Below are 23,691 nucleotides of genomic sequence, written 5' to 3' on the forward strand. Positions count from 1 at the left end.
GGTCGACCCGGACGCGTCGGGTGAGACCGCAGAGGCCCAGCCCGTGCCGGCCGGCAGACCGCCGGTCCGGGCCCTCGCGCGTGTGTGGCTCCCACTCACCCCTTGACCGCTCCGGCGGTGAGCCCTTGGACGATGTGCCTGCTGGCGAAGGCGAAGAGCACCATGGTGGGCAGGATCGTCAGGACGGCCGCGGCGGACATGGAACCCCAGTCGATGTTGAAGCTGGAGATGAAGCCGTTCAGCGCCGTGGGGACGGTCTTGTTGTCGTCGCTGTTCATCAGCGTGACGGAGAGGAAGAGCTCGTTCCAGCAGTTCACGAAGTTGAAGATGAACGCCGCGATGATGCCCGGCTTCATCACCGGCAGCAGCACCCGGAACAGAGCCCCGAACCGTGAGCAGCCGTCGATCATCGCGGCCTCTTCGAGAGTGTCGGGGATATTCTCGAAAAAGCCCCGGAGCATCACCGTGCAGAACGGGATGCAGACCGCGATGTAGACGAGGATCAGCCCGAAGCGGTTGTCGACCAGCTGCAGGTCGGTCATCAGCAGATAGAGCGGTCCGAGCGCGATGAAGGCGGGGATCATCTGGGTGACCAGGGCGGCCATGAGCAGGGCGGTCCTGCTGCGGAACTCGAACCGGGCCAGCACATAGGCCGACAGCATCGAAATGACGGTGGCAACCGTGCCGGCGACTGTGGCGACGATCAAACTGTTGGTGAGATAGGCGCCGAACTGGGACTTGTCGAACAACCCGGCGTAGTTCTCCAGGGAGAGGTCCTCGGGCCAGTACGCCAAGGGGAAGGTGAAGATGGCGCCGGCGGGTTTGAACGAGGTGATGGCGATCCAGTACAGCGGAAAGACGGTGAAGATCAGCCAGAGTGTGAGGAAGCCGATCCTGACGGCCTTCCCGGCCGAGGACTCCGTGCTGTTCACGACTTCGCTCCCTTCTCGCGGGTGGCCGTGAGGTAGAAGACCGAGAACAGCAGGAGCCCCGCGACCACCAGCAGGCCGAGGGCGGATGCCTTTCCGTAGTCGCCCTGCTGGGTGATGTTGATCATCCAGGTCGTCACGATGTGCGTCTCGTTGTTCGGGCCGCCGCCCGTCGTCCCGAAGATGATGTCCGGGAAGTTGAAGATCCAGATGACGCGCAGCAGCACCGTCAGGGCCAGCGTCGCCCGGATGTACGGGATCGTGATCTGGAACAGAGTGCGCGCCATGCCCGCCCCGTCCAGCGCTGCGGCCTCGTAGATCTCGTCCGGGATCGACTGCAGGGCGGCGAGGATCATGATGGCGAAGAAGGTCACGCCGTACCAGATGTTGGCGACGACGATGGCGACCATGGCCGTCTTCGGATCGGCCAGCCATGCCACCGGCTCGTCTATCAGACGCGCCTTCATCAGCAGGTCGTTGACCACCCCGAACTCGCTGTTGAACATCCAGCGGAACAGAATGCCGATCAGGAAGCCGGAGATTGCCCACGGGAAGAAGACCAGCGCCTGGTAGAGCCCGCGGAAGCGAAAACGACGTCGTAGCCACAGGGCCAGCGCAAACCCGATGACGAGTTGGGGCACGATCGAGGCGACCACCCACAGGGCGGTGTTGCTCAGCACGGTGCCCCAGAGCGGGTCGCCGAAGATCTCACGGAAGTTGCCGAGCCCGACGAACGACGTGTCCGTGAGGTCCGTCAGGTTCCAGTTCCGGAAGGCCATTTGGCTGCCGGCCACCATGGGGTAGTACGTGAACACTGCCACGAAGATCGCGGCCGGTGCCATGAAGGCGGCGATCATCAGACCGCGGCGGGTCGTGAACTCGCGCTTGCGCCGGCGGCCGCCTGCCGTCTTGACGGGACGGGCGCCCTCTTTCCGGGAGGGGAGCCGCGTCTGCTCGTGTACCGAAGAAGCCGTGCCCGCCTGCATGTCAGCTCTTCTCGTTCTTCCACTTGGCGGTCCAGTACGCGTCCCAGTCGGTGAGCAGCTGCTCCTGCGTCATCTTGCCCAGCAGGACCTTTTGGACGTCCGCGTCGGCCTTCTGCGTCCACTCGGTGAACCAGGGGGCATCACGGGGCTGGGTGACGGTGAGGTAGGTGTCCGGGTTCTGGTTCATCGTCACGTAGCTGGCCCACGGCCCCGTCTTGTAGAACGTGTCCTCGCCGGCCTGCTTCAGGATCGGGACGAGACTGTTCTTCTTGGCGAACGTCGTCGACGCCTCGCCCTCCGACAGGAATTCGACGAGCTTGACGGCCTCGGCCTTGTGCTTGCTGCCCTTGGCCACGCCCCAGCCGGCGGTGGCCAGCGGCTGGACGGCCTTTCCTCCGGGGCCGGCGAGCAGGGGCGCGGTGGTCCACTGGTCCTCCTTGATCGCCTGCGATTCCCGCAGGGTCGCGATCACCTCCGGGTCCTGGAGCAGGAAGGCGGTGGAGCCGTTGGAGAACCCTTCGACCATCTCCGGGTAGCCCCAGGCGATGGAGGACGGCGGCGAGCCCTGCTTGAACAGCTCGAAGTACGTCTTCAGGGCATCGCGCGCCTCCGGTGCGGAGAAGATGGTGCTGCCGTCGGCCAGCTTGTAGCCGTTGGCCGGGTCGATCCTCGCGGCGACGTACGCCTCGATGATCGCCGTGACGTTGCTGCTGGCGTTCGGCCCGCCGCGGAAGGCGTAGCCGTAGCGGCGTTTGCTCTCGTCCTGGATCGTGCTCGCCTGCTCGAGCAGGTCTGCCCAGGTGCCCGGCGGCTTGTCGTACCCGGCCTCCGCGGTGAGGTCGGTCCGGTAGAAGAGGCTCAGCCCGTAGAAGCCGTAGGGAACGAAATACGTCCTGCCCTCCGGGTCCTTGGCGGCCTCGGTGGCGTTGTCGGTCAGCTGCTGCCAGCCGGCCCAGCCCTCGAGATCTGTGCTCATGTCGTGGAGCCAGCCGTTGTTCGACCACGGGCCGACGGTGATGTCCCGGACCTCAAGCGTGTCGACGCCGCTGCCCGACTGCAGCATCTGCTGGAGCTTCTGGTCCGCCTGGCCGGTCGGCGGCGAGACCAGATTGACCTTGATCTTCGGGTTCTGCTTCTCGAAGTCCGCGATGAGCTGCTTCAGCACCTCCGTGCGGGCGGGGTTGGTCAGGCTCTCGACCATCTGCAGTGTGACGGTCCCGTCACTCGAGCCGCCCATGGCGGAGCAACCGGTCACGGTCAAGGTGAGGGCGAGGCCGAGAGCGGCGACTGCGTTCCTGCGTTTCATCGCTGTCCTCCATGGGACTGGTTGCGGGACCATGCGCCGAGCACGGGGACGCAGCGCTCGGCGAAGTACTCGAAATCGGCTGCCGTGTTGTACACATGCGTCGACAGGCGCAGATAGCCGACGCCGCCGAAACTGGTGAACGCCGTCGCAACCCCCAGTTCCCGCGCCACCCGGTCGCGCAGCGCGTCGGCCTCGGCGTGGGTGGCGGCCAGCGGGGCGGGGACCCGCACCAGCCGCAGGGCATTGACCGGCATGCCCACGTCCACGCGGCAGTCCTCGCCGGTCAGTTCGGAGAAGGCCGACGCGACGATCCGTTCCGCGTAGTCGGCCAGCTCGCGCATATAGGTGCGGGCGGTCGTCCACCCCCAGGTGTCCTCGATGAAGCCGAGGGCGGTGGGTGTGGCGAGATGGCTCGTGGCGTCCACGGTCCCCTGGGTGTCGAAGCGGTCGGGGAAGGGCTCGGGAGCGCCCCAGGAGTCGATCAGCGGGTAGAGGCTGTCACGCAGATCCGTGCGCGCCACCAGCGCTGCTGTGCCCCGCGGGGCACAGCCGAACTTGTGAAGGTTGCCGACCCAGACGTCGCAGTCGAGCCCGGAGAGGGGGTCTTCGGCCAGCCCGGGCACATGGGCGCCGTCCACGAGGATCGGGATGCCGCGTCTGCGGGCTTCGGCGGCGATCCGCTCCACCGGCATCCACCGTGCGGTCGCCGAGGTGATGTGGTCGAGGACGACAAGGCCGGTCGCTGCGCTCAGCTCCGCCACCACGGACGCGTAGGCGGTGTCGGCATCGGCGGCGAGCGGCACATGGACGGTGCGGAGCGTGCCGCCCCAGCGGCGGGCGAGGCGTTCGGCGCCCATGGTCACGGCGCCGTACCCGTGATCGGTCACCAGAATCTCGCCGCCGGGTCGTGCCGGCACGTTCGCGTAGACCACGCTCGCGCCGCCGCTGGCATTGGGAACGAGGGCCAGATCGTCGACCGCCACCCGGAGGAAGCCGGCGATGGCCGCCCGTACGGCCGCGATCTTCCCCGGCAGCGCGGGGAACCACTCCACGGGCGAGGCGTCCATCTGCCGGCGCAGCCGGTTCTGCTCCTCCTGGGCCGGGAGCGGAACCGCCCCGAACGACCCGTGGTTCAGGTGTTTCACCGCGGGATCGAGCGACCAGGCAGCGGCGGCGGGGCGACCGTCGGCGAGCACGAGGGGGCGGGGGGCAGTGGTGAGGTCTGTCGTGCTCACAAGGCTCCAAGCGGGCTGGACATCAGACATGCACCGAAAGAGGTGTGATGACTGGGCGAAATACTGCCTACATGGAGGGGCGGAAGCAAGGGTTCAGGACATAGTTATCTGATGACTTCGCCTCAGGCCCTGATGACGTATGACAACTGACGTAGACTGGCCCTTGCCCGGCGCCGCCGCGCGGGCCGATACGGGAGGAAGCGATGTCCGCAGTCGACAAGGCGTTCCACGGCCTGCGCCGCATGATTTCCAGCGGTCGCCTCGGCGCCGGTCAGCGGTTTCCGCCGGAGGGTGACCTGTGCGAGGAACTCGGGGTCTCCCGGGGGTCTCTTCGAGAGGCGGTGCGCATGCTCGCCGCCCTGGGCGCGGTCGAGGCGCGGCACGGCTCCGGCACCTTCGTCTCACAGCTGCGGCCGGAGGATCTTCTCGGCAGGCTGTCCCTGACGGTCGAACTGCTGCCGCTCGACGGTCTGCTGGAGCTCTTCGAGATCCGGCGCGTACTGGAAGCGCATGTGATGGCACAGGCCGCCGCCCGGATCACCTCCGCGTCGCTGGAGGTCCTCTACGGCTACCTCGAGACGATCGAGGCCAGTGACGACCCGGCGGAGTTCGCCGACTACGACCACCGCTTCCACGCCGAGATCGCCAGGATCGGCGGCAGCCCTTCCATGGAGGCCCTCCTCACCGTCTTCCGGTCCCGCTCCCGCCACTACCGGGTGTTCGCGTTGCCCGAAGGTCCGGAGTTCAAGCGCGCCGGCGACGAGGACCACCGTGCGATCGTCACGGCACTGGCGAACCGCGACCCTGCCGCCGCCGCGAGCGCCGCGGCCGCACACATCGCCCGCAGTGAACGTTGGCTCAACGCCTGCCGCCCGCCCGTGACCGAGGAGGCGGTGGACGAGCAGCCGAACGAGCTCGACTGACGGCGGCGGTTGCCGTCCCCTCCGACGAGCCGCGATGATCGGCGGACCGAACAGCAGATCGTTCGCTATACAGAACGATCGCGACGGAGGGGCGGACGTGAGCGACCACGGTGGTTCGATCCAGGAGATGCTGGCAACCAATCTCAGACGGGCGAGAACGCAGCGCGGACTCTCGATCTCCGAGCTGTCCCGGCGCTCCAGGATCGGCAAGGCGACGCTGTCGCAGCTGGAATCCGGAAACGGCAACCCGACCATCGAGACGGTGTTCAGCCTGTCCCGCGCCTTGGAGCTGCCGGTGTCGGACCTGCTGGACAGCCGGCCTCCGGGCGGGCCGACGGTGGTGCGCGCCGCCGACGTGGAGGTGCTCAGCGGCGAAGGTGTCGACCTGCGCACGCTTCGGCGGATCGAGACGGGCGACACCATATTCGAGGTCTACGACCAGCAGTTCCGCGCGGATCGCAGACAGGAGTCGCTCGGCCATGCCGGAACCGAACACACCGTCGTACAGTCCGGCAGGCTGAGCCTGGACGTCGGCGGGCAGGAGGTGGAACTGGGACCGGGCGACTACGTGTACTTCGACGCGTCCCTGCCGCACCGGTACCTGGCGATCGAGGGCACCGTCCGCTCCGTGCTGCTGCTGCAGTACCGGTCGGACCAGCGGCCGCACCCCCAGGCGCCGCACTCCACGCCCCGGCCCCCGTCCTGAGCCGCACGGCGCCCGTGGCCCCAGCCGCCGTGCTCCGCTTGGCCGTTGACACGGCCACAGGCCCGACCTAGCCTCGATTTCGTTCGGTAGAGCGAACGGTTGGGGGCTCGGTGAACGGGACGCGTGTGGCAGTGCTGGGCGCCGGGATCGTCGGTGCCGCCTGCGCCCGCGAACTCGCTCTGGCCGGCTTCGCCGTCACCGTCGTCGACCGCGGCGGGCCCGCCGCGGCGACCACCTCGCACGGCGAGGGCAATGTGCTGGTCTCCGACAAGGGTCCCGGTCCCGAACTGCGGCTCGCCCAACTGTCCCGCGCCCTGTGGCCCGAGGTGCTCGGGGCCGTCGCCGAACGGTCGGCGCGCGGCGCCGAGGCGGTCGCGGCCGTCGAGTGGGAGCCCAAGGGCGGCATCGTCGTCGCCACCACCGCCACCGGCGCCAGTGAGCTGTCCCGCTTCGCCGCCAGGCAGCGCGAGGCCGGTGTCCGGGCGGAAGTCCTCGACGCCCAGACGCTCGCAGAGGCCGAACCCCATGTCACTCGCGACCACACCGCGGCGCTGCACTATCCCGACGATGCGCAGGTCCAGCCGGCGGGAGCGGCCGTCGCCCTGCTGACGGACGCGCTCACGGCCGGCGCGGCGCTGCGGACCGGCTGCGAGGTGCTGGGTGCGGTCACCCGCGGAGGCCGCCTGACCGGGATCCGCACATCGGCGGGGCTCCTCGAAGCGGATCTGTTCGTCAACGCCGCGGGCCCGTGGTCCGGTGAGCTGGCCGCCCGCCTCGGAGCGCCGGTCGACGTCCGGCCCCGGCGCGGCGACATCCTCGTGACCACGCCGCTGCCGCCCATGGTCTTCCACAAGGTCTACGACGCCGACTACGTGGGCGCCGTGGGCAGCAGCGCGGAAGACCTGCAGACATCGGCGGTGGTGGAGTCGACTCGGGCGGGCAGCGTGCTGCTGGGTTCCTCGCGCCGCCGGGCCGGCTTCGACGACCGGCTGCGGCCCGAGGTGCTCTCCGCGATCGCGGTCAAGGCGCTGCGGCTGTTCCCGGGCCTGGCGGAAGTCCCGGTGATGCGTGCCTACGGAGGGTTCCGCCCCTACGTGCCTGACCACCTGCCGGTCATCGGCCCCGACCCCCGTCTCCCGGGACTGTGGCACGGAACGGGCCACGAGGGCGCCGGCATCGGGCTGTCGCTCGGCACCGCACTGCTCCTGCGGAACCTGATGCTGGGCCGCCCCACGGACATCGACGCCAGGGCCTTCCGGGTGGACCGGCCGGCGGTACTGGGTGCGGAGGCGTCCACCGCGAACGACGAGACGGCGTGAGGGAGAAGACATGAGGGAGACGGGATGAGCCCCCGGATCGTCCCCGCGGGATCCGATGCCGTCGGCCGGCGTGACCGGCCGCTGCGGATCACCGTCGACGGCGAGCCCATGGACGGTGTCGAGGGTCAGACCCTGGCGGGGGTGATGCTCGCTGCCGGCCGCCTGGCCTGGCGGCGCGGCCCCTCCGGCGCACCCCGCGGCGTGTTCTGCGGAATCGGCGTCTGCTTCGACTGCCTGGTGACGGTGGGGCAGGAGCGCGACGTGCGCGCCTGCCGCCGCCGTGCCCGGGAGGGTGATGTGGTCAGCACCCAGTCCCGCTTGCCGGACCCGCCTGTGGTGGCCGAGTCGGAGGCGTCGTCCGAGGCCCGGGGACGGACGCCGAAGGAAGGGTCGGGGGCGATGGACGCGTCCACGGCACCGACCACGGCGACCGGGACATCCGGCGGGCCCGGGCCGACCGGGAACCCAGCGACAGGGGCATCCGGCGCGACGGCGCCGACGGGGGTCTCCGGGCCGACCGGGGCTTCCGGGCCGACCGGGGCATCCGGGCCGACCAGGGCTTCCGGGCCGACGGGGGCGCAGAGTTGACGGGCCGCCATGTCGTTGTCGTCGGCGCGGGCCCCGCCGGCCTCGCCGCCGCCGAGGCGGCGCTCCGCGCGGGCGCCGAAGTGACGCTGATCGACTCGGCCGAGCAGCCCGGCGGCCAGTACCACCGCATGCTGCCCGACGCCTACGAGGCCGCCCACCCCGGTCGGCTCCAGCACGGGCGGCGCGCCTTCGACCGCCGACGCCGGCACGTGCTGACGCACCCTCACTGCACCTGGCTGCCGGAGACGTCGGTGTGGGCGCTGGAGCGGCCCGCTCCCGGCGAACCAGGGCCGCCGCAGGTACACGTTTTACGCGGACCGTGCGACGGCGCCGGGCGGCCCCGCCATGTGCTCGCCCCGGACGCGCTGGTGCTGGCCACCGGAGCACACGACCGAGTGCTCCCGTTCCCCGGCTGGGATCTTCCCGGTGTGTTCACGGCCGGCGCGGCGCAGGCACTGGCCAAGGGGGAAAGGGTCGTCGTCGGGGACCGTGTGGTCGTCGCCGGCACGGGACCGTTCCTGCTGCCGGTGGCCGCGTCGCTGTTGGAGGCCGGCTCCCGGGTGCTCGAGGTGCTCGAGGCCAACGTGCCCGGCACCGTGGCGCGCGGTTGGTCGCACCGGCCCTGGAACCTGCCCGCTCAGGCGGGGAAGGCCGGGCAACTCCTCCGTTACGCGGGAGTCCTGATCCGCCACCGGGTGCCCTGGAGACCGGGCCGGGCCGTCGTCGAGGCACGCGGTGACGGCCGGGTGGAGGAGGTCGTCACCGCACGGCTTCGCCCGGACTGGTCGGTGGTGCCGGGCACCTGCCGGACCACGGCGGTGGACGCGCTGTGCGTCACCCACGGCTTCACCCCGCAACTCGAACTGGCCCTTGCCGCCGGCTGCACGCTGCGCGCCGTCGCCGGGGCCGAGTTCGTCACGGTCGACGACGACCAGCGCACCAGCAGCACCGCCGTGTACGCCGCCGGCGAGATCACCGGTATCGCGGGCGCCCCGGCGGCGCGGGCCGAGGGGCTGCTCGCCGGGTGGATCGCCGGCGACGGCCGGGAAACCCCCGCCCTGCACCTGCTCCGCCGGCAGAGAGACCAGGGGCGGGCGTTCGCCGACCGGCTGGCCCGGGCGCATCCCGTCGGCGGCGCCTGGCCCGGATGGCTGCGGCCGGAGACGGTCGTCTGCCGCTGCGAGGAGACGGACTACGCCGCCCTGAGCCGGGCCGCCGCCGATGAGGCCGGCGGGGCGGCCCGGGTCGCCAAACTGACGACCCGGGCCGGCCTCGGCCCCTGTCAGGCCCGTATCTGCGGCCCCACCGTGGCCGAACTCGCCGGGCGGCTGCGCGCCGCGCCGCCCCCGCACGACCCCGTGGAAGGCCGGCCCCCGTTCGGCCCCGTCGACGGGCTGCCGCCCGCCTCCCCGCACCGCCGGCCGATCGCGCAACCCATCCGGCTCGGCGACCTGGCCCGATCACCCGGTCCGATCCCCGACGACCCGTTCCGCACGGCCCGGACAGCCCCCGCGGCCCCCACCCGTCCCGCCCGTCCCGCCCGTCCCGCCCGTCCCGCCCGTCCCGACTGTACGAAGGAGAACGATTCGTGAGCGTCAGCACGCAGCAGGTCGCAGGGGTCGGCGGTGTCATCGTGGCCACCGCCCTCCCCTATTACGAGCACGCGTCGGCGCCCGCCGGCCTGGCGGTGGATCTCGACCGGTACGCGGAGCACTGCAAGTGGCTGGTCGACAACGGCTGTCACGGCGTCGGACCGAACGGCTCCCTGGGCGAGTACTCGTCGCTGACCGACGAGGAACGGCGGGCCGTGGCCCGTACCGCGATCGAGGCGGTGGACGGCGCGGGCAAGGTCGTCGTGGGAGTGCACGGCGCCGGATCGCACCAGGCGAGACACTGGGCCGAACTCGCGGCCGAGGACGGCGCCGACGGGCTGCTGTGCCTGCCGCCGACGCTGTACCGGGCCAACCGGGCAGAGATTGTGGCCCACTTCGAGGCCGTGGCGTCCATCGGCCTGCCGGTGATGGTCTACAACAACCCCATCGACACCAAGGTCGACCTCACTCCTGGCCTGCTCGCCGAGATCGCCGGCATCGACAACGTCGTGGCGGTCAAGGAGTTCTCCGGCGACGTTCGACGGGTGCTGGAGATCAGGGAGCGCGCGCCGGGCCTGCAGGTGATCAGCGGCGCCGACGACGTGGTGCTGGAAAGTCTGCTGATGGGTGCCACCGGCTGGTTCGCCGGGTTTCCGAACGTCTTCCCGGCCGAGTCGGTGTGGCTGTTCGAGCTCGCCACGGCCGGTCGGCTGGAGCAGGCCCGCGCGCTGTACGAACCGCTGGTGGCGGCCTTCCGCTGGGACTCGCGCACCGAGTTCGTGCAGGCCATCAAACTCGGCATGGACCATGTGGGGCGGTTCGGCGGCGTCTGCCGCCCGCCCCGCGGTCCGCTGACGCCGGCTCAGCGCGAGCAGGTGGAGGCCGACATGGCCCGGGCGGTCGCGGCGCTCGGAAAGGGGTCGCTCTGATGCGCTCAGTCCGCATGATCAGTGCCGTCGACTCCCACACCGAGGGCATGCCCACACGGGTCGTCACCGGTGGTGTCGGTCCCGTCACCGGCGCCACCATGGCAGAGCGCCGCCGGCACGCCGTGGAGCACCTCGACCCGCTGCGCCGCTATCTCGTCGACGAGCCGCGCGGGCACTCGGCGATGAGCGGCGCGATCCTCCAGCCGCCGACCCGGCCGGACGCCGACTGGGGCGTGCTGTTCATCGAGGTCAGCGGATTCCTGCCGATGTGCGGCCACGGCACCATCGGGGTGGCGACCGTGCTGGTCGAGACGGGGATGGTGACGGTGACCGAGCCGGAGACCGTGGTACGCCTCGACACGCCCGCCGGCCTGATCGAGGCGCGCGTCACCGTACGCGACGGCGTCGCGGAACGGGTCACGCTGCGCAATGTGGAGTCGTTCGTCACCGAGCTGAACGCTGCCGTGGAGGTTCCGGGCCTCGGTGTCGTCCGCTACGACATGGCGTACGGGGGGAACTTCTACGCCGTCACCGAACTCGACCGGCTCGGGCTGCCGTTCGACCGTGCGCGCAAGGACGACATCCTGGCCGCAGGTCTGGCCGTCATGCGGGCGGTGAACGAGCAGAGGCGCCCGGTACATCCGGAGGATCCGCTCATCGGCGGCTGCAAACATGTGCAGTTCCTGGCCCCCGGCTCCGACGCCAAGCACTCCCGGAACGCCATGGCCATCCATCCCGGCTGGTTCGACCGTTCGCCGTGCGGCACGGGTACCTCGGCGCGGATGGCGCAGCTGCATGCGCGCGGGGAGCTGCCGCTGGACACCGAGTTCGTCAACGAGTCGTTCATCGGCACCCGCTTCACCGGCCGTCTGGTCGGCACCGCCCAAGTCGGCGGACTGCCCGCCGTCGTGCCCGAGTTCTCCGGCCGGGCGTGGATCACCGGCACGGCGAACTACCTCCTCGATCCGGACGATCCGTTCCCGAACGGATTCGTGCTCTAGGGGTTGGGCGCCGGCAACGTGCCGGCGCCCGTCATCGGCCGATGCGAGGGGACGTCACTCGCCGGCCCAGTCGACGTTCGCTCCGCAGATCACCAGGCATGGCCTGTCACCCGGCACTTCTCCAGCCAGCCACGCGGCGGGCGGGGCCGCCACTGCCGGTTCCGCGGCGATCCGGAACTCGTAGGGGCGGATCCTGTCGGTGGCCTGGCGAACGTCGGTGCCGAGAGCGTCTGCATGAGGCTGTCCATGCGTCCATCCTCGGTATCCGGCGCGTGAAGCACCCGCAACGATCAGTGGCCCGGCGGCCCTCCCACGCTTAGCGCGCGACCTGCGGCCCACGCCGCCCGCCCCCGTGGAGGACGGCTCCGAGTCACCCGCGGCCACCGTTCACTTGACACAGCCGAGAAGCCGTGATTCACGGGTTGACCGGCCGCTCGGACAGGCGTTCCATGGACATAAAGGACACATAAGGCTGCTGACAGGAGGCGGCCCACCATGACCACCCACGCAGACATCGAGCAACACCCGGACCTGGCCGAGATGCGATCCCGCTTCGAGCGGGCGACCACTACGCCGCGCGCCCAGGCCGTCGAAACACTGGCCCTTCTCACGGGCCTCTACCTGGCGGCCTCGCCATGGATCGCCGGCTTCAGCGGGCTGACCAACCTGGCCGTGTGCAATCTGATCACAGGAATCGCCTTTGCCCTGTGCATGGGCGGCTTCAGCTCCGCATACGAGCGCACCCACGCCATGGCGTGGACAGCGTGCGCCCTCGGTGCATGGACGATCATTTCCCCGTGGGTCGTCTCCGGCAACATGGCCACCACCCGTAGCGTCGTCAGCAACATCATCGTCGGCGTGGTCGCGCTGCTCTGTGGCCTGGCGATGGCCTCTGCGGCGGGCAGGCGGGGCGGAGGCGGCCGTAATCGGTCGGCCGGCCCCGGACCGCTCAGGTGACCGCCCCATAACCGATCGCACCGAAGGCCTCGGCGACAGGAGCGCCGGGGCCTTCTCCGTGCCTGCGGACGGGTGCTCGGGTCGGGCACGGGCTCAGGGCAGCACGGCCACTCCGTCCACCTCCACCAGGCACTGCTCGTCCCAGAGCCGGACCACTCCGATGACCGCCATGGCCGGATAGTCCCGCCCCGCGAGCCGGCGCCAGATGCGGCCGAGTTCGCCGGCACGGACGCGGTAGTCGGCGACATCGGTGGCGTAGATCGTGACGCGCGCCAGGTCCTGCGGGGTGCCGTCGGCCGCCGAGAGGGCGGCGAGCAGGTTCGTCAGCGCGGTCTCGAACTGCTCGGCGAGCGTCTCCCCCACGACTTTGCCGTCGCCGTCGAGCGCCGTCTGGCCGGCGAGGAACACCAGCCGGGTTCCTGAAGCGGTGACGGCGTGGGAGAAGCCGGTCGGCGGGGAGAGCTCGGCCGGATTGTGGCGGGACAGGCTCATGCGGGGGTCTCCTCGGCGTAGAGCTCCTTGGCGATGATCGTGCGCTGGACTTCGGTGGCGCCCTCGTAGATCCGGGGTGCGCGGACCTCTCGGTAGAGGTGTTCAAGGAGATGGCCGCGCTGGAGGGCGCGGGCGCCGTGCAATTGGACGGCCGAGTCGACCACGTACTGGGCGGTCTCGGTGGCCAGCAGCTTGGCCATCGCCGAACGCTTCGGCACGTCGGCGGCGCCGGCGTCGTACGCGGACGCCGCGGCGTACACGAGCAGCCGGGCGGCTTCGGTACGGGTGGCCATCTCGGCGACCCGGTGCGCCACCGCCTGGAGGTCCTGGAGATGGCCGCCGAAGGCGCGGCGGCGCGCGGTGTGGGTGATCGTCGCGTCCAGGGCGGCCTGGGCCATGCCGACGGCGAAGGCGCCGACACTGGGGCGGAAGAGGTTGAGAGTGCTCATGGCGACACGGAAGCCCTGGTCGTTCTCGCCGAGCACGTCGTCCGCCGTGACCGGCACGTCGTCGAAGCAGAGCGAGCCGATCGGGTGCGGGGACAGCATTTCCAGCGCGTTGCCGGTGAGGCCCGGACGGTCGGCCGGGACGAGGAAGGCGGTCACGCCGCGTGCTCCCGCTCCTTGTGTCGTACGGGCGAAGACGGTGTAGAAGTCGGCTTCCGGGGCGTTGGAGATCCAGCGTTTCTCACCGCTCAGCCGCCAGCCGCGGCCGTCCGGCACCGCCTTGAGCGCGAGGGCGGCGGCGTCCGAGCCCGCATCGGGCTCGGAGAGCGCGAACGCGGCGACGGCTCGGCCCGAGACGACTTCGGGGAGCCAGCGCTCCCGCTGCGCGTCGGTACCCGCCTGGACCAGCGGCGAGGTACCGAGGCCCTGGAGCGCGAGGGCGGTCTCGGCCTCGGTGCAGCCGTAGGCCAGGGACTCGCGAAGCAGGCACAGTTCGAGCGCACCAGCCGTGAAGAGGCGCTTGAGCAGGCCCAGTTCGCCGAGCGCTGTCAGCAAGGACCGGTTGACGCGGCCCGGTTCGCCCTTCTCGGCGAGGGGCCGGAGCCGTTCCTCAGCCAGGGTGCGCAGCTGGGCACACCAGGCGGTCTGTGCCGGATCGAGCGAAAATACGGGCATTCGTGCCCCCAGTTCAGACGCATCTATCGCGGACCGTTGACTGTCGTCACCATCACGATACGCTCGTTTCGCGACCCCAACACGAGAAGGGGGCGAACCATGGAGCTGTCACCCTCGGCCCACCTCGACACATTCGCGCGCGACCACCTGCCGCCCATCGGGCAGTGGCCGGAACTCCTCTTCGACCTGCCCTCGCTGCGGTATCCGCAGCGGCTCAACTGCGGCGTCGAACTGCTGGACCGCACCATCGAGCGCTTCGGCCCCGACCGCCCCGTCTTCCGTTCCGGCGACGGCGAGATCTGGTCGTACGGCGAGCTGCGCGAACAGGTCGACCGGATCGCGCACGTCCTCACCTCGGAGCTCGGGGTCGTCCCCGGCAACCGGGTGCTGCTGCGCGGGCCCACGACCCCGTCCCTCGCGGCCTGCTGGCTCGCCGTGATGAAGGCGGGCGCCGTGGCGGTGACGGTCCTCGCCCAGCACCGTGCCAAGGAGCTGGCGACGGTCTGCGAGATCGCCGCGGTCTCCCACGCCCTGTGCGACATCCGCTCGGCCGACGACCTGGTCAAGGCGGAGGTGCCGGGGCTGCGGGTCACCTCGTTCGGCGGCGACGCGCCCGACGATCTGCTGCGCCTGGCCGCTGCCGGCACGGCGGAGCCGTACGAGGCGGTGCGCACCGCCGCCGACGACGTCGCGCTGATCGCGTTCACCTCAGGCACCACGGGCCGCCCGAAGGGATGCATGCACTTCCACCGGGACGTACTGGCGATCGCCGACACGTTCTCCGAGCATGTGCTGCGACCGGAGCCGGACGACGTGTTCGCCGGCAGCCCGCCGCTCGGCTTCACCTTCGGACTGGGCGGTCTGGTCGTCTTCCCGATGCGCGCGGGAGCCTGCGCACTCCTGCTGGAACAGGCGGGCCCCGGGCAGTTGCTCCCCGCGATCGCCGAGCACCGGGTCTCCGTCCTGTTCACGGCGCCGACCGCGTACCGGGTGATGCTCGACCGGCTCGACGGACACGACACCGGCTCGCTCCGGCGCTGTGTCTCGGCCGGGGAGAACCTGCCCGCCGCGACCTGGCAGGCCTGGCACGAGCGGACCGGGCTGCGCATCATCAACGGCATCGGCGCGACCGAGCTGTTGCACATCTTCATCTCCGCCGCGGACGAGTCGATCCGGCCGGGCACGACAGGCCTTCCGGTGCCCGGCTGGCAGGCGTGCGTCGTCGACGCCGAGGGCGTGCCGGTGCCCGACGGCGAGCCGGGGCTGCTCGCGGTCCGCGGCCCCGTCGGCTGCCGCTACCTCGCCGACCCGCGGCAGGCGGAGTACGTCCGAGGCGGCTGGAATCTCACCGGCGACAGCTACGTACGCGAACCGGACGGCTGGTTCCGCTACGTCGCCCGCGCCGACGACATGATCATTTCCGCCGGCTACAACATCGCGGGCCCCGAGGTCGAGGACGCACTGCTGCACCATCCGCAGGTCGCGGAGGCGGCGGTCGTCGGGCGGCCCGACGAACTGAGGGGCCAGATCGTCGTCGCCTACGTGGTGCTGCGCGCCGGCGCCGCGACCGGGGACGACATGGCGGAGACGCTGCGGGACTTCGTCAAGACGCGGCTGACTCCTTTCAAGTGCCCGCGCGAGATCGTCTTCCTCGACGCACTGCCCCGCACACCGACCGGCAAGCTGCAACGGTTCCGGCTGCGCGCTCTAGAGTGATCGCGTGGCCGAGCAGCACACCCCCAGATCCCTGATCGTCACCCTGTACGGCGCGTACGGACGCGAACGGCCGGGCCCCCTGGCCGTGGCCGAACTGATCCGGCTGCTGGGCGCACTCGGCGTGGACGCGCCGTCGGTGCGTTCCTCCGTCTCCCGGCTCAAACGGCGCGGCCTGCTGGTCCCCGAGCGCACACCGGTGGGCACGGCGGGCTACGCGCTGTCCGCGGACGCCCGCCAGCTCCTCGACGACGGCGACCGCCGCATCTACGCCCCCTCGTCCGCCGACCTGGCCGACGGCTGGGTCATCGCGGTCTTCTCCGTACCGGAGTCCGAGCGCCACAAGCGCCATCTGCTGCGCTCCCGCCTGGTCAGGCTCGGGTTCGGGGCGGCGGCGCCCGGGGTGTGGATCGCACCTGCAAGGCTTCGCGAGGAGACCGAGCACACGCTGCGGCGCCTGCAACTCGACACGTACGTGGACCTCTTCCGCGGCGAGCACCTCGGCTTCGCGGCGACGGCCGACTCGGTCGCCCGCTGGTGGGACCTGGCAGCGATCGCCAAGCAGCACGAGGAGTTCCTGGATCTGCACGAGCCCGTACTGCGGTCGTGGGAGGGCCGTGACGGAACACCCGCCGAGGACGCCTACCGGGACTACCTGCCGGCCCTGGACTCGTGGCGACGCCTGCCGTACGCCGACCCCGGGCTGCCCGCCGAGCTGCTGCCCCAGGGCTGGCCGGGCGGCCGTTCCGCCGAGGTCTTCGGCCGGCTGCACGTGCGGCTGCGGGACGCGGGGGCCACGTTCGTCACCGGAGAGCCGCAGCAGTGAGCGAGGAACCGGAGCCCCGCTGGGCAGTGGCCGCGAACGTGGTCCTGTGGCGGCGGTACGGGGACCTCGGGCAGAGCTGCGGCCGGGAACGAAGGCGTACCGGGGCGGGGCGAAGGTGTTCGTCGCGGCCACGTACCCCGGCACGGGACACGAACAACTGACCACGATCGGGCGCGGGCGGCACACCGGGCGGTGGATCACCCTCGACACGGCCACCCGCCATCTGCACAGCTTCCGCGCCAAGCTGGTGTACACACAGGCGGTGCTGCGGCGGTACGAACTGATCGGCCACCGGCCGGTGTCGAACGAGGCGGAGGCCGTGGAAAACGCGGCGTTGCTGGAGCGGATCGCCGCCGAGCAGCGTGCTTCGTACCACGGCGGACCGCACCGATCCGTGCCGTTGCCACGAGTGCCTCGGCTCAGGGTGAGCCGCTGTCACGGGTGTCTCGGCGCAGAGTGAGTCGCGGCCTCGGGGCGTCGGTGCGGCCCGTGGGCGGCTTGCGGCTGCCCGCGCGGTACGGGAGGGGCCAGGGCGCGGCCTCGCCCGTGTAGTCCTGGTCGGCCGCCGCGTGGAGCGTCCAGTGCGGGTCGTAGAGGTGGGGCCTGGCCAGCGCGCACAGGTCGGCCCGGCCGGCCAGCAGGATCGAATTGACGTCGTCCCACGAGGAGATGGCTCCGACGGCGATCACCGGGATGTGCGCCTCGTTGCGGACGCGGTCGGCGAACGGGGTCTGGTACGAGCGGCCGTACTCGGGGCGTTCCTCGGCGACCACCTGGCCGGTGGAGACGTCGATGGCGTCGGCGCCGTGGGCGGCGAAGGCACGGGCGAGCGCGACGGCGTCCCTTGCGGTGGTACCGCCGTCGGCCCAGTCGGTGGCGGAGATACGGACCGTCATGGGCCGGTCGTCCGGCCAGATGTCGCGCATCGCGTCGAACACCTCGAGCGGGAAACGCAGCCGGTTGTCGCGGGAACCTCCGTACGCGTCGGTCCGTTGGTTGGTCAGCGGGGAGAGGAAGCCGGACAGCAGGTAGCCGTGGGCGCAGTGGAGTTCGAGGAGGTCGAAGCCGCTGTGGGCGGCGCGGCGCGTGGCCGCGGCGAACTGCTCCCGGATCTCGGTGAGTCCGGTGCGGTCGAGGGCGTGGGGGATCTGGTTGGTCCCTGGGCGGTACGGAAGCGGGGAGGCTGCGGACACGGGCCAGTTGCCGGTGTCGAGCGGCTGGTCGATGCCTTCCCACATGAGTTTGGTGGAGCCCTTGCGGCCGGAGTGGCCGAGTTGGACACCGATGGCGGTGCCGGGCGAGTTGTGGTGGACGAAGTCGGTGACGCGACGCCAGGCGGCGGCCTGCTCGGGGGTGTAGAGGCCGGTGCAGCCGGGGGTGATGCGGCCCTCGGGGCTCACGCACACCATCTCGGTCATGACCAGGCCCGCTCCGCCGAGGGCGCGGGCGCCGAGGTGGACGAGATGGAAGTCGCCGGGCAGGCCGTCCTCGGCGACGTACATGTCCATGGGCGAGACGACGACGCGGTTGCGCAGGGTCAGCCCGCGCAGCCGGAAGGGGGTGAACATCGGCGGTGTGCCCGGCGGACAGCCGAAGTCCTGCTCGACTGCGCCGGTGAAGGCGGGGTCGCGCAGCCGCAGGTTGTCGTGGGTGACGCGTCGGCTGCGGGTGAGCAGGTTGAAGGCGAACTGGCGGGGCGGCTGGTCCGTGTAGGTGGCGACCTCCTCGAACCATCGCAGGCTGGCGGCGGCCGCGCGCTGGGTGGACTCCACGACCGGGCGGCGCTCGGCCTCGTAGGCGGCGAGGGCGGCGGGCAGGTCGGGCTGCTCCTCGATGCAGGCGGCGAGCGCGAGGGCGTCCTCGACGGCGAGCTTGGTGCCCGAGCCGATGGAGAAGTGCGCGGTGTGGGCGGCATCGCCCAGCAGCACGGTGTTGCCGTGCGACCAGTGGTCGTTGACGACGGTGCGGAACGCGGTCCAAGTCGAGGAGTTGCCGCGCAGGGGGCGGCCGCCGAGGACGTCCGCGAAGACCTTCGCGCAGCGCTCGGTCGACTGCTGCTCGTCGCAGGCGTCCAGGCCGGCTGCGAGCCAGACCTCCTCGCGCATCTCGACGATGACGGTGGAGGCGTCGGACGAGTAGGGGTAGCCGTGCAGTTGCATGACGCCGTGTTCGGTCTCGGCGATCTCGAACCGGAAGGAGTCGAAGGCGAAGTCGGCGGCGAGCCAGATGTACCGGCAGCGGTGAGTGGTGACCCGCGGAGCGAAGACGTCGGCGTGGGCGTCGCGGGTGGCGCTGTGGACGCCGTCCGCGGCGATGACCAGGTCATGGCCGGCTGCGAGTTCCGATGCGGGCGGGGCGGGGGTGCGGAAACGGAGGTCCACGCCAAGGCCGCGGCAGCGTTCGTGCAGGATCTCCAGCAGCCTGCGCCGCCCGAGCGCCGCGAAGCCGTGGCCGCCGGAGCTGAGGGTCTGCCCGCGGTGGGTGACGTCGATGTCGTCCCACCGCACGAACTCGTCCTTCAGGGCCTGGTGGACGACAGGATCGGCGTGCTCGATCCCGCCGAGGGTCTCGTCGGACAGGACGACGCCGAAGCCGAAGGTGTCGTCAGGAGCGTTCCGTTCCCAGACGGTGATCTCGCGAGCCGGATCCAGCCGCTTGAGCAGAGCGGCGGCGTAGAGCCCACCCGGCCCGCCCCCGATGACGGCGATGCGCAGGGGGCGGACGGGGCCGGTGCGAGCGGGGCCCGCCACGGTGGCGGGCGCCGCCACCGACGCCGGCCCGCTCAGGCCCGCCTCGCGTCGGGCCGCCGGAGCCGGGGCGGACCGGGCCGCAGGGCCGGTCGCGGGCATGTCAGCGGCCCTGCCATTTGGGTGTGCGCTTCTCGGTGAAGGCCGCGTGGAACTCCGTGTAGTCCGCGCCGTTCATCAGCAGCGCCTGCGTCGCCGCGTCCATCTCGACCGCCGCGGCGAGCGGCATGTCGAGCTCGGCGGTCAGCAGCGCCTTGGTCTGCGCGTACGCCAACGCTGGGCCGTCCGCCAGATGCCGGGCGAGTTCGGCGGCCCGGGCGCCCGCCTGCCCTTCTTCCACCAGCTCGCTGATCAGGCCGATCCGCTCGGCCTCCGGCGCCCGGACCGCGTCGCCCAGCATGAGGAGACGGGTCGCATGACCGAGCCCGACGACCCGGGGCAGCAGATAGGCCGCGCCCATGTCGCCGCCGGAAAGCCCCACCCTGGTGAACAGGAAGGCGAAGCGGGCGGACGGGTCTGCGATCCGGAAGTCGGCGGCCAGCGCGAGCACCGCCCCCGCCCCCGCCGCGACGCCGTGCACCGCGGCGATCACGGGGAACGGACACTCGCGGATCGCCCGTACGACCTGGCCCGTCATCCGGTTGAAGTCGAGCAGCTGGGCGGTGTCCATCGACAGGGTGGCCCCGATGATCTCGTCGACGTCCCCGCCGGAGCAGAAACCGCGACCTTGGCCGCCGAGGACGAGCGCACGCACCGAGCGCTCCCGGGCCAGTTCCGCGAGCAGGTCACGCAGATCCGCGTAGGCGCCGAAGGTGAGCGCGTTCAGCTTGTCCGGCCGGGCGAGGGTGACGGTGGCCACACCGTCCTGTCTCGTCAGTCGCAGATGGCGCCATTCCTCCGTGCGGGGCGCGGAACCGGTAAAGGGGCTCATGGAGTGGGGCCTCCTTCGGAGCGGGCGGCCTGCTGCTCCGCCTCTGCGCTCGTACGGCACTTCTACGGCACTCGTTCTGCAGACGACGCTATCACTCGTTCGTGACTTCCGTCACGAGTGCGCGATACGAGTGTTCCGACTCCGCAAAGGTCCCGTCCCGGTTGTGGCACAGGTCCCCTGCGGCACGGGCACTCGCCTCTGGTCCGGCGTCCTGGGGTTCGTAGGGTGGGGAACTGCCCACCGCCGTCGAACGGACATCCAGCCTTGCCCCCAGCCACCGGCCCCGCCTCCTGGCGCATCGCGCTGCCGCACACCACGGCGGCCGTGCCCATCGCCCGCGCGTTGGTGCGCGCGGCGCTGGCCGACGGCGATCACGCGGCGCCGCCCGACCGCGACACGGCGGAGTTGCTCACCGCCGAGCTGGTCGCCAACGCCGTCGAGCACACCGACGGCACGACGCCCATAGAGCTTGTGGTGGAGCTGCGGCCGACGGGCTGCCAGGTCGAGGTCCACGACGCCGACCCGGCGCCACCCGGCGGCCTCTCACCGGCGGCCCCTATGCCGGACCCTGATCCGTGGCAGGAGCACGGCCGTGGCCTGCTGCTGATCAGGGCGCTGAGTTCCGCCTGCGGTCACCGGCCGACGCCTCGCGGCAAGGCGGTCTGGTTCACGCTCCCCGCGGAGGCCTGAGCAGGCTCGGTCACCCCTGGTCGCCCGACCAGGGGTGACGAGAGCGCGTCGGCCGCCGCGAGGGGCCGGCTCCGCGTCACGCGTCGACGAGCTCCTGCGCGTCGGCCGGCGGGGTCCGGTCCGCCGTGGCCAGCCGGGAATGCCGGCGCCCGTAGAGGGCGTAGACGAGGGCTCCGACGAGCAGGAACGCAGCGAACTGCACCCAGGTCGGCCAGCCGGTCCCCCACATCAGGTAGAGGCAGCAGGCGACGCCGAGAGCGGGGGTGAGCGGGTACAGGGGCACCCGGAACTTCGTCTCCGTCCGCGGGTACCGGCGGCGCAGCGCGATCACGGCCACGTTGACGGCGGCCATGACGGCGAGGGTGCCGATGGTCGTCAGGTTCATCACCACGTCGAGCGGCACGACGGCGGCCGGGACGGCGAACGTCGCGGCGACGATCCATGTGTTGGCGACCGGGGTGGCCGTCTTCGGGGAGACCCGCTCGAAGACCCGCGGAATCAGGCCGTCGCGGGACATGGACAGCAGGATCCGGGTCTGCCCGTACATCACGGCCAGGACGACGGAGGCGATGGCGACGACCGCGCCGAAGGCGATCACTCCGCCGCCCACGCCGGAGCCGGTGACGTCCCCCACGATCAGCGAGAGCGCGGCGGGCTTGTCGGCGACGTCGTCCGCCGACATCGCGCCGATGGCGGCGAGCGCCACGAGGCAGTAGAGCAGCGTGACGACGCCGATGCAGATCATGATCGCGAGCGGGATGTTGCGCCTGGGATTCTTGACCTCCTCACCCGCCGTGGTGATCGCGTCGAAGCCGATGTACGAGAAGAAGGCGAGCGACGCGCCGGAGGTGATGCCCGCCAGGTGGTGCGGCGAGAACGGCGAGAGGTTGTCCGAGGTGTAGGCGGTGAACGCGATGGCGCAGAAGAGGACCAGGATCGCGATCTTGACCACGGCCATGACGGCGGTGGCGCGGGCGCTCTCACGGATACCGCGGACCAGGAGCAGCGCGGCGAGGATCATCACCACGACGGCCGGGACGTTGACGATGCCTCCCTCGCCCGGCGGGCTGGAGAGCGCGGTGGGCAGCGAGAGGCCGGTGAGGCTGTTCAGCAGCTCGTCGAGGTACTGACCCCATCCGACGGCGACCGCGGAGGCGGAGACGCCGTACTCGAGGAGCAGGCACCAGCCGACGAGGAAGGCCACGCGTTCGCCGAGGGTGGCGTAGGCGAACGAGTAGGAGCTGCCGGACACCGGGATGGCGCTGCCCAGCTCGGCGAAGGAGAACGCGGTGAAGATGCAGGTGATCGCCGCGAGGACGAAGGACACGACGACCGCGGGGCCGGCCTCGGCGACGGAGTCGGAGAGGCCGACGAATATGCCGGTGCCGACGATCGCGCCGACGCCGAAACACACGAGCTGGAAGAGGCCCATGGTGCGTTTGAGGCCGTGGCCCTCGATGTCCGCGCCGGATTCGGCGACAAGCTGGGCTGGGCTCTTGATGCGCATGGGGCCGTTCTCTTCTGCAGTCGTGGAAAAACACAACGGGGCCCGGGCGTGCGAGCCCGGACCCCACTGACGGCGGACATACTAGCCCGCTATACGCATGATCACCCAATCGGGCGCATTGCTATACGGAGACCCCGTTCTCGCCCTCGCCGGCGCCGGCGAGGGTGGCGACCATGACCGCCTTGATGGTGTGCATCCGGTTCTCCGCCTGGTCGAAGACCACCGAGCACTCCGACTCGAAAACCTCGTCGGCGACCTCCAGCTCGGTCAGCCCGTGCCGCTCGTGGATCTCCCGGGCGACCGTGGTGCCGAGGTCGTGGAAGGCGGGCAGGCAGTGCAGGAACTTCACCTCCGCGTTGCCGGTGGCGCGCAGCACGTCCATGGTCACCGCATACGGCGCGAGTGCCTTGACCCGCTCGTCCCAGACCTCCTTGGGCTCCCCCATCGACACCCATACGTCGGTGGCGACGAAGTCGGCCCCGCGCACGCCCTCGGCGATGTCCTCGGTGAGGGTGACCGTGGCTCCGCTTTCGGCCGCGGCCCTGCGCGCCTCCGCGACGACCTCCTCCGCCGGCCAGTAGGCCCTGGGGGCGACGATCCGGACGTCCATGCCGAGCAGAGCGCCGGTGACCAGGTAGGAGTTGCCCATGTTGAGGCGGGCGTCGCCGAGGTAGGCGAACGAGATCCGCTCCAGGGGCTTGTCGCTGTGCTCGGTCATGGTGAGCACGTCGGCGAGCATCTGCGTGGGGTGCCATGTGTCGGTGAGGCCGTTGTAGACGGGCACCCCGGCGTGCGCGGCGAGCTCCTCGACGGTGCCCTGGGCGTCTCCGCGGAACTCGATGGCATCGAACATCCGGCCGAGTACCCGCGCGGTGTCCTTGGCGGACTCCTTGGTGCCGATGTGGGAGCCTGCGGGGTCGATGTACGTGGTCGAGGCACCCTGGTCGGCGGCGGCCACCTCGAAGGCGCAGCGGGTACGGGTCGACGACTTCTCGAAGATCAGCGCGATGTTCCTGCCGCGCAGCCGCTGGACCTCGCTGCCGGCGCGCTTGGCGGCCTTGAGCTCGGCGGCAAGGCCGACGAGGCCGCGGAACTCCTCGGCGGTGAAGTCGAGCTCCTTGAGGAAGTGGCGGCCCTCGAGATGTATCGCCATGGTGGCTGCTCCTGCGTGGCGGATGCGATGACAATGGAAC

At 71.0% G+C, this 23,691-nt stretch carries 21 protein-coding genes and 1 pseudogene; 12 read left to right on the forward strand and 10 right to left on the reverse strand.

The window, feature by feature from the left end; translation table 11 throughout:
- Nucleotides 1-95: 95 nt before the first annotated feature.
- Genes ABZ070_RS11545 through ABZ070_RS11560 form a run of 4 tightly spaced genes read right to left on the reverse strand, consistent with a single transcriptional unit; the run spans nt 96 to nt 4,456 of the window.
- On the reverse strand, nt 96-932 hold the full coding sequence (locus ABZ070_RS11545; RefSeq protein ID WP_356632441.1) for a carbohydrate ABC transporter permease: 837 nt from the start codon (nt 930-932) through the stop codon (nt 96-98).
- Nucleotides 929-1,915, reverse strand: a complete 987-nt coding sequence (locus ABZ070_RS11550) for a sugar ABC transporter permease (protein ID WP_356632443.1) — start codon at nt 1,913-1,915, stop codon at nt 929-931. The genes ABZ070_RS11545 and ABZ070_RS11550 overlap by 4 nt, the downstream gene beginning before the upstream one ends.
- 1 nt (nt 1,916) lies before the next feature.
- Nucleotides 1,917-3,221 (reverse strand): sugar ABC transporter substrate-binding protein, encoded by a 1,305-nt coding sequence (locus ABZ070_RS11555; protein ID WP_356632445.1) that lies wholly within the window; start codon nt 3,219-3,221, stop codon nt 1,917-1,919.
- Entirely contained in the window at nt 3,218-4,456 is a 1,239-nt protein-coding gene (locus ABZ070_RS11560) for an aminotransferase class V-fold PLP-dependent enzyme (RefSeq protein ID WP_356632447.1), read from the reverse strand. The genes ABZ070_RS11555 and ABZ070_RS11560 overlap by 4 nt, the downstream gene beginning before the upstream one ends.
- A gap of 203 nt (nt 4,457-4,659) precedes the next feature.
- Between ABZ070_RS11560 and ABZ070_RS11565 the strand changes: the two genes are divergently transcribed.
- The 8 genes from ABZ070_RS11565 (at nt 4,660) to ABZ070_RS11600 (ending at nt 12,471) form a co-directional block, all read left to right on the forward strand.
- Nucleotides 4,660-5,379 (forward strand): FCD domain-containing protein, encoded by a 720-nt coding sequence (locus ABZ070_RS11565; protein ID WP_356632449.1) that lies wholly within the window; start codon nt 4,660-4,662, stop codon nt 5,377-5,379.
- Nucleotides 5,380-5,476: 97 nt separating this feature from the next.
- On the forward strand, nt 5,477-6,085 hold the full coding sequence (locus ABZ070_RS11570; protein WP_356632451.1) for an XRE family transcriptional regulator: 609 nt from the start codon (nt 5,477-5,479) through the stop codon (nt 6,083-6,085).
- A 110-nt stretch (nt 6,086-6,195) separates the two neighbouring features.
- Nucleotides 6,196-7,404, forward strand: a complete 1,209-nt coding sequence (locus tag ABZ070_RS11575; RefSeq protein ID WP_356632453.1) for an FAD-dependent oxidoreductase — start codon at nt 6,196-6,198, stop codon at nt 7,402-7,404.
- Nucleotides 7,405-7,512: 108 nt separating this feature from the next.
- Nucleotides 7,513-7,992 (forward strand): (2Fe-2S)-binding protein, encoded by a 480-nt coding sequence (locus ABZ070_RS11580; RefSeq protein ID WP_356632502.1) that lies wholly within the window; start codon nt 7,513-7,515, stop codon nt 7,990-7,992.
- Nucleotides 7,989-9,584, forward strand: a complete 1,596-nt coding sequence (locus ABZ070_RS11585) for an FAD/NAD(P)-binding oxidoreductase (RefSeq protein ID WP_356632455.1) — start codon at nt 7,989-7,991, stop codon at nt 9,582-9,584. The genes ABZ070_RS11580 and ABZ070_RS11585 overlap by 4 nt, the downstream gene beginning before the upstream one ends.
- The gene (locus tag ABZ070_RS11590) at nt 9,581-10,513 is read left to right on the forward strand and encodes a dihydrodipicolinate synthase family protein (protein ID WP_356632457.1); all 933 of its coding nucleotides are present in this window, start codon (nt 9,581-9,583) and stop codon (nt 10,511-10,513) included. Before ABZ070_RS11585 ends, ABZ070_RS11590 begins: the two co-directional genes overlap by 4 nt.
- Nucleotides 10,513-11,514 (forward strand): proline racemase family protein, encoded by a 1,002-nt coding sequence (locus ABZ070_RS11595; RefSeq protein WP_356632459.1) that lies wholly within the window; start codon nt 10,513-10,515, stop codon nt 11,512-11,514. Before ABZ070_RS11590 ends, ABZ070_RS11595 begins: the two co-directional genes overlap by 1 nt.
- 495 nt (nt 11,515-12,009) lie before the next feature.
- The gene (locus tag ABZ070_RS11600; protein WP_356632461.1) at nt 12,010-12,471 is read left to right on the forward strand and encodes an SPW repeat protein; all 462 of its coding nucleotides are present in this window, start codon (nt 12,010-12,012) and stop codon (nt 12,469-12,471) included.
- A 93-nt stretch (nt 12,472-12,564) separates the two neighbouring features.
- Here ABZ070_RS11600 and ABZ070_RS11605 read toward each other — a convergent pair whose 3' ends face one another.
- Together ABZ070_RS11605 and ABZ070_RS11610 are read right to left on the reverse strand one after the other, a co-directional pair.
- On the reverse strand, nt 12,565-12,963 hold the full coding sequence (locus ABZ070_RS11605; protein ID WP_356632463.1) for a RidA family protein: 399 nt from the start codon (nt 12,961-12,963) through the stop codon (nt 12,565-12,567).
- Complete coding sequence (locus ABZ070_RS11610; protein ID WP_356632465.1) at nt 12,960-14,084, reverse strand: acyl-CoA dehydrogenase family protein; 1,125 nt, start codon at nt 14,082-14,084, stop codon at nt 12,960-12,962. Before ABZ070_RS11610 ends, ABZ070_RS11605 begins: the two co-directional genes overlap by 4 nt.
- A 99-nt stretch (nt 14,085-14,183) precedes the next feature.
- On the opposite strand from ABZ070_RS11610, the gene ABZ070_RS11615 reads away from it, so the two are divergent.
- From ABZ070_RS11615 to ABZ070_RS11625, 3 genes and pseudogenes are all read left to right on the forward strand, one after another.
- Complete coding sequence (locus ABZ070_RS11615; RefSeq protein WP_356632467.1) at nt 14,184-15,800, forward strand: AMP-binding protein; 1,617 nt, start codon at nt 14,184-14,186, stop codon at nt 15,798-15,800.
- A 4-nt stretch (nt 15,801-15,804) separates the two neighbouring features.
- Nucleotides 15,805-16,623, forward strand: a complete 819-nt coding sequence (locus ABZ070_RS11620) for a PaaX family transcriptional regulator C-terminal domain-containing protein (RefSeq protein ID WP_356632469.1) — start codon at nt 15,805-15,807, stop codon at nt 16,621-16,623.
- A pseudogene (locus ABZ070_RS11625) lies at nt 16,620-17,051 on the forward strand (hypothetical protein). The gene ABZ070_RS11620 and the pseudogene ABZ070_RS11625 overlap by 4 nt, the downstream one beginning before the upstream one ends.
- On the opposite strand, the gene ABZ070_RS11630 reads toward ABZ070_RS11625, so the two are convergent.
- Entirely contained in the window at nt 17,043-19,472 is a 2,430-nt protein-coding gene (locus tag ABZ070_RS11630) for a bifunctional salicylyl-CoA 5-hydroxylase/oxidoreductase (protein ID WP_356632471.1), read from the reverse strand. The pseudogene ABZ070_RS11625 and the gene ABZ070_RS11630 overlap by 9 nt on opposite strands.
- 1 nt (nt 19,473) lies before the next feature.
- A complete protein-coding gene (locus ABZ070_RS11635; RefSeq protein ID WP_356632473.1) occupies nt 19,474-20,301 on the reverse strand; it encodes an enoyl-CoA hydratase family protein in 828 nt (275 codons plus the stop codon).
- A 264-nt stretch (nt 20,302-20,565) separates the two neighbouring features.
- On the opposite strand from ABZ070_RS11635, the gene ABZ070_RS11640 reads away from it, so the two are divergent.
- Nucleotides 20,566-20,991, forward strand: a complete 426-nt coding sequence (locus tag ABZ070_RS11640; protein ID WP_356632475.1) for an ATP-binding protein — start codon at nt 20,566-20,568, stop codon at nt 20,989-20,991.
- 76 nt (nt 20,992-21,067) lie between these two features.
- Here the strand turns inward: ABZ070_RS11640 and ABZ070_RS11645 are convergent, their stop codons facing one another.
- The gene (locus tag ABZ070_RS11645; RefSeq protein WP_356632477.1) at nt 21,068-22,498 is read right to left on the reverse strand and encodes an amino acid permease; all 1,431 of its coding nucleotides are present in this window, start codon (nt 22,496-22,498) and stop codon (nt 21,068-21,070) included.
- 121 nt (nt 22,499-22,619) lie between these two features.
- Nucleotides 22,620-23,651, reverse strand: coding sequence for an ornithine carbamoyltransferase (gene argF, locus ABZ070_RS11650; RefSeq protein WP_356632479.1), 1,032 nt, complete (start codon nt 23,649-23,651; stop codon nt 22,620-22,622).
- Between the last annotated feature and the right edge of the window lie 40 nt (nt 23,652-23,691).

The sequence above is a fragment of the Streptomyces sp. NPDC006283 genome (genome assembly GCF_040613325.1).
Lineage (GTDB): Bacteria > Actinomycetota > Actinomycetes > Streptomycetales > Streptomycetaceae > Streptomyces.

What these genes read in the sequence shown, in the direction of transcription:
- ABZ070_RS11555 (WP_356632445.1), bottom strand. Translation starts at nt 3,221, where the DNA reads ATGAAACGCAGGAACGCAGTCGCCGCTCTCGGCCTCGCCCTCACCTTG.
- ABZ070_RS11605 (WP_356632463.1), bottom strand. Translation starts at nt 12,963, where the DNA reads ATGAGCCTGTCCCGCCACAATCCGGCCGAGCTCTCCCCGCCGACCGGC.
- argF (WP_356632479.1), bottom strand. Translation starts at nt 23,651, where the DNA reads ATGGCGATACATCTCGAGGGCCGCCACTTCCTCAAGGAGCTCGACTTC.
- ABZ070_RS11610 (WP_356632465.1), bottom strand. Translation starts at nt 14,084, where the DNA reads ATGCCCGTATTTTCGCTCGATCCGGCACAGACCGCCTGGTGTGCCCAG.
- ABZ070_RS11645 (WP_356632477.1), bottom strand. Translation starts at nt 22,498, where the DNA reads ATGCGCATCAAGAGCCCAGCCCAGCTTGTCGCCGAATCCGGCGCGGAC.
- ABZ070_RS11550 (WP_356632443.1), bottom strand. Translation starts at nt 1,915, where the DNA reads ATGCAGGCGGGCACGGCTTCTTCGGTACACGAGCAGACGCGGCTCCCC.
- ABZ070_RS11565 (WP_356632449.1), top strand. Translation starts at nt 4,660, where the DNA reads ATGTCCGCAGTCGACAAGGCGTTCCACGGCCTGCGCCGCATGATTTCC.
- ABZ070_RS11615 (WP_356632467.1), top strand. Translation starts at nt 14,184, where the DNA reads ATGGAGCTGTCACCCTCGGCCCACCTCGACACATTCGCGCGCGACCAC.
- ABZ070_RS11595 (WP_356632459.1), top strand. Translation starts at nt 10,513, where the DNA reads ATGCGCTCAGTCCGCATGATCAGTGCCGTCGACTCCCACACCGAGGGC.
- ABZ070_RS11580 (WP_356632502.1), top strand. Translation starts at nt 7,513, where the DNA reads ATGGACGGTGTCGAGGGTCAGACCCTGGCGGGGGTGATGCTCGCTGCC.
- ABZ070_RS11600 (WP_356632461.1), top strand. Translation starts at nt 12,010, where the DNA reads ATGACCACCCACGCAGACATCGAGCAACACCCGGACCTGGCCGAGATG.
- ABZ070_RS11635 (WP_356632473.1), bottom strand. Translation starts at nt 20,301, where the DNA reads ATGAGCCCCTTTACCGGTTCCGCGCCCCGCACGGAGGAATGGCGCCAT.
- ABZ070_RS11630 (WP_356632471.1), bottom strand. Translation starts at nt 19,472, where the DNA reads ATGCCCGCGACCGGCCCTGCGGCCCGGTCCGCCCCGGCTCCGGCGGCC.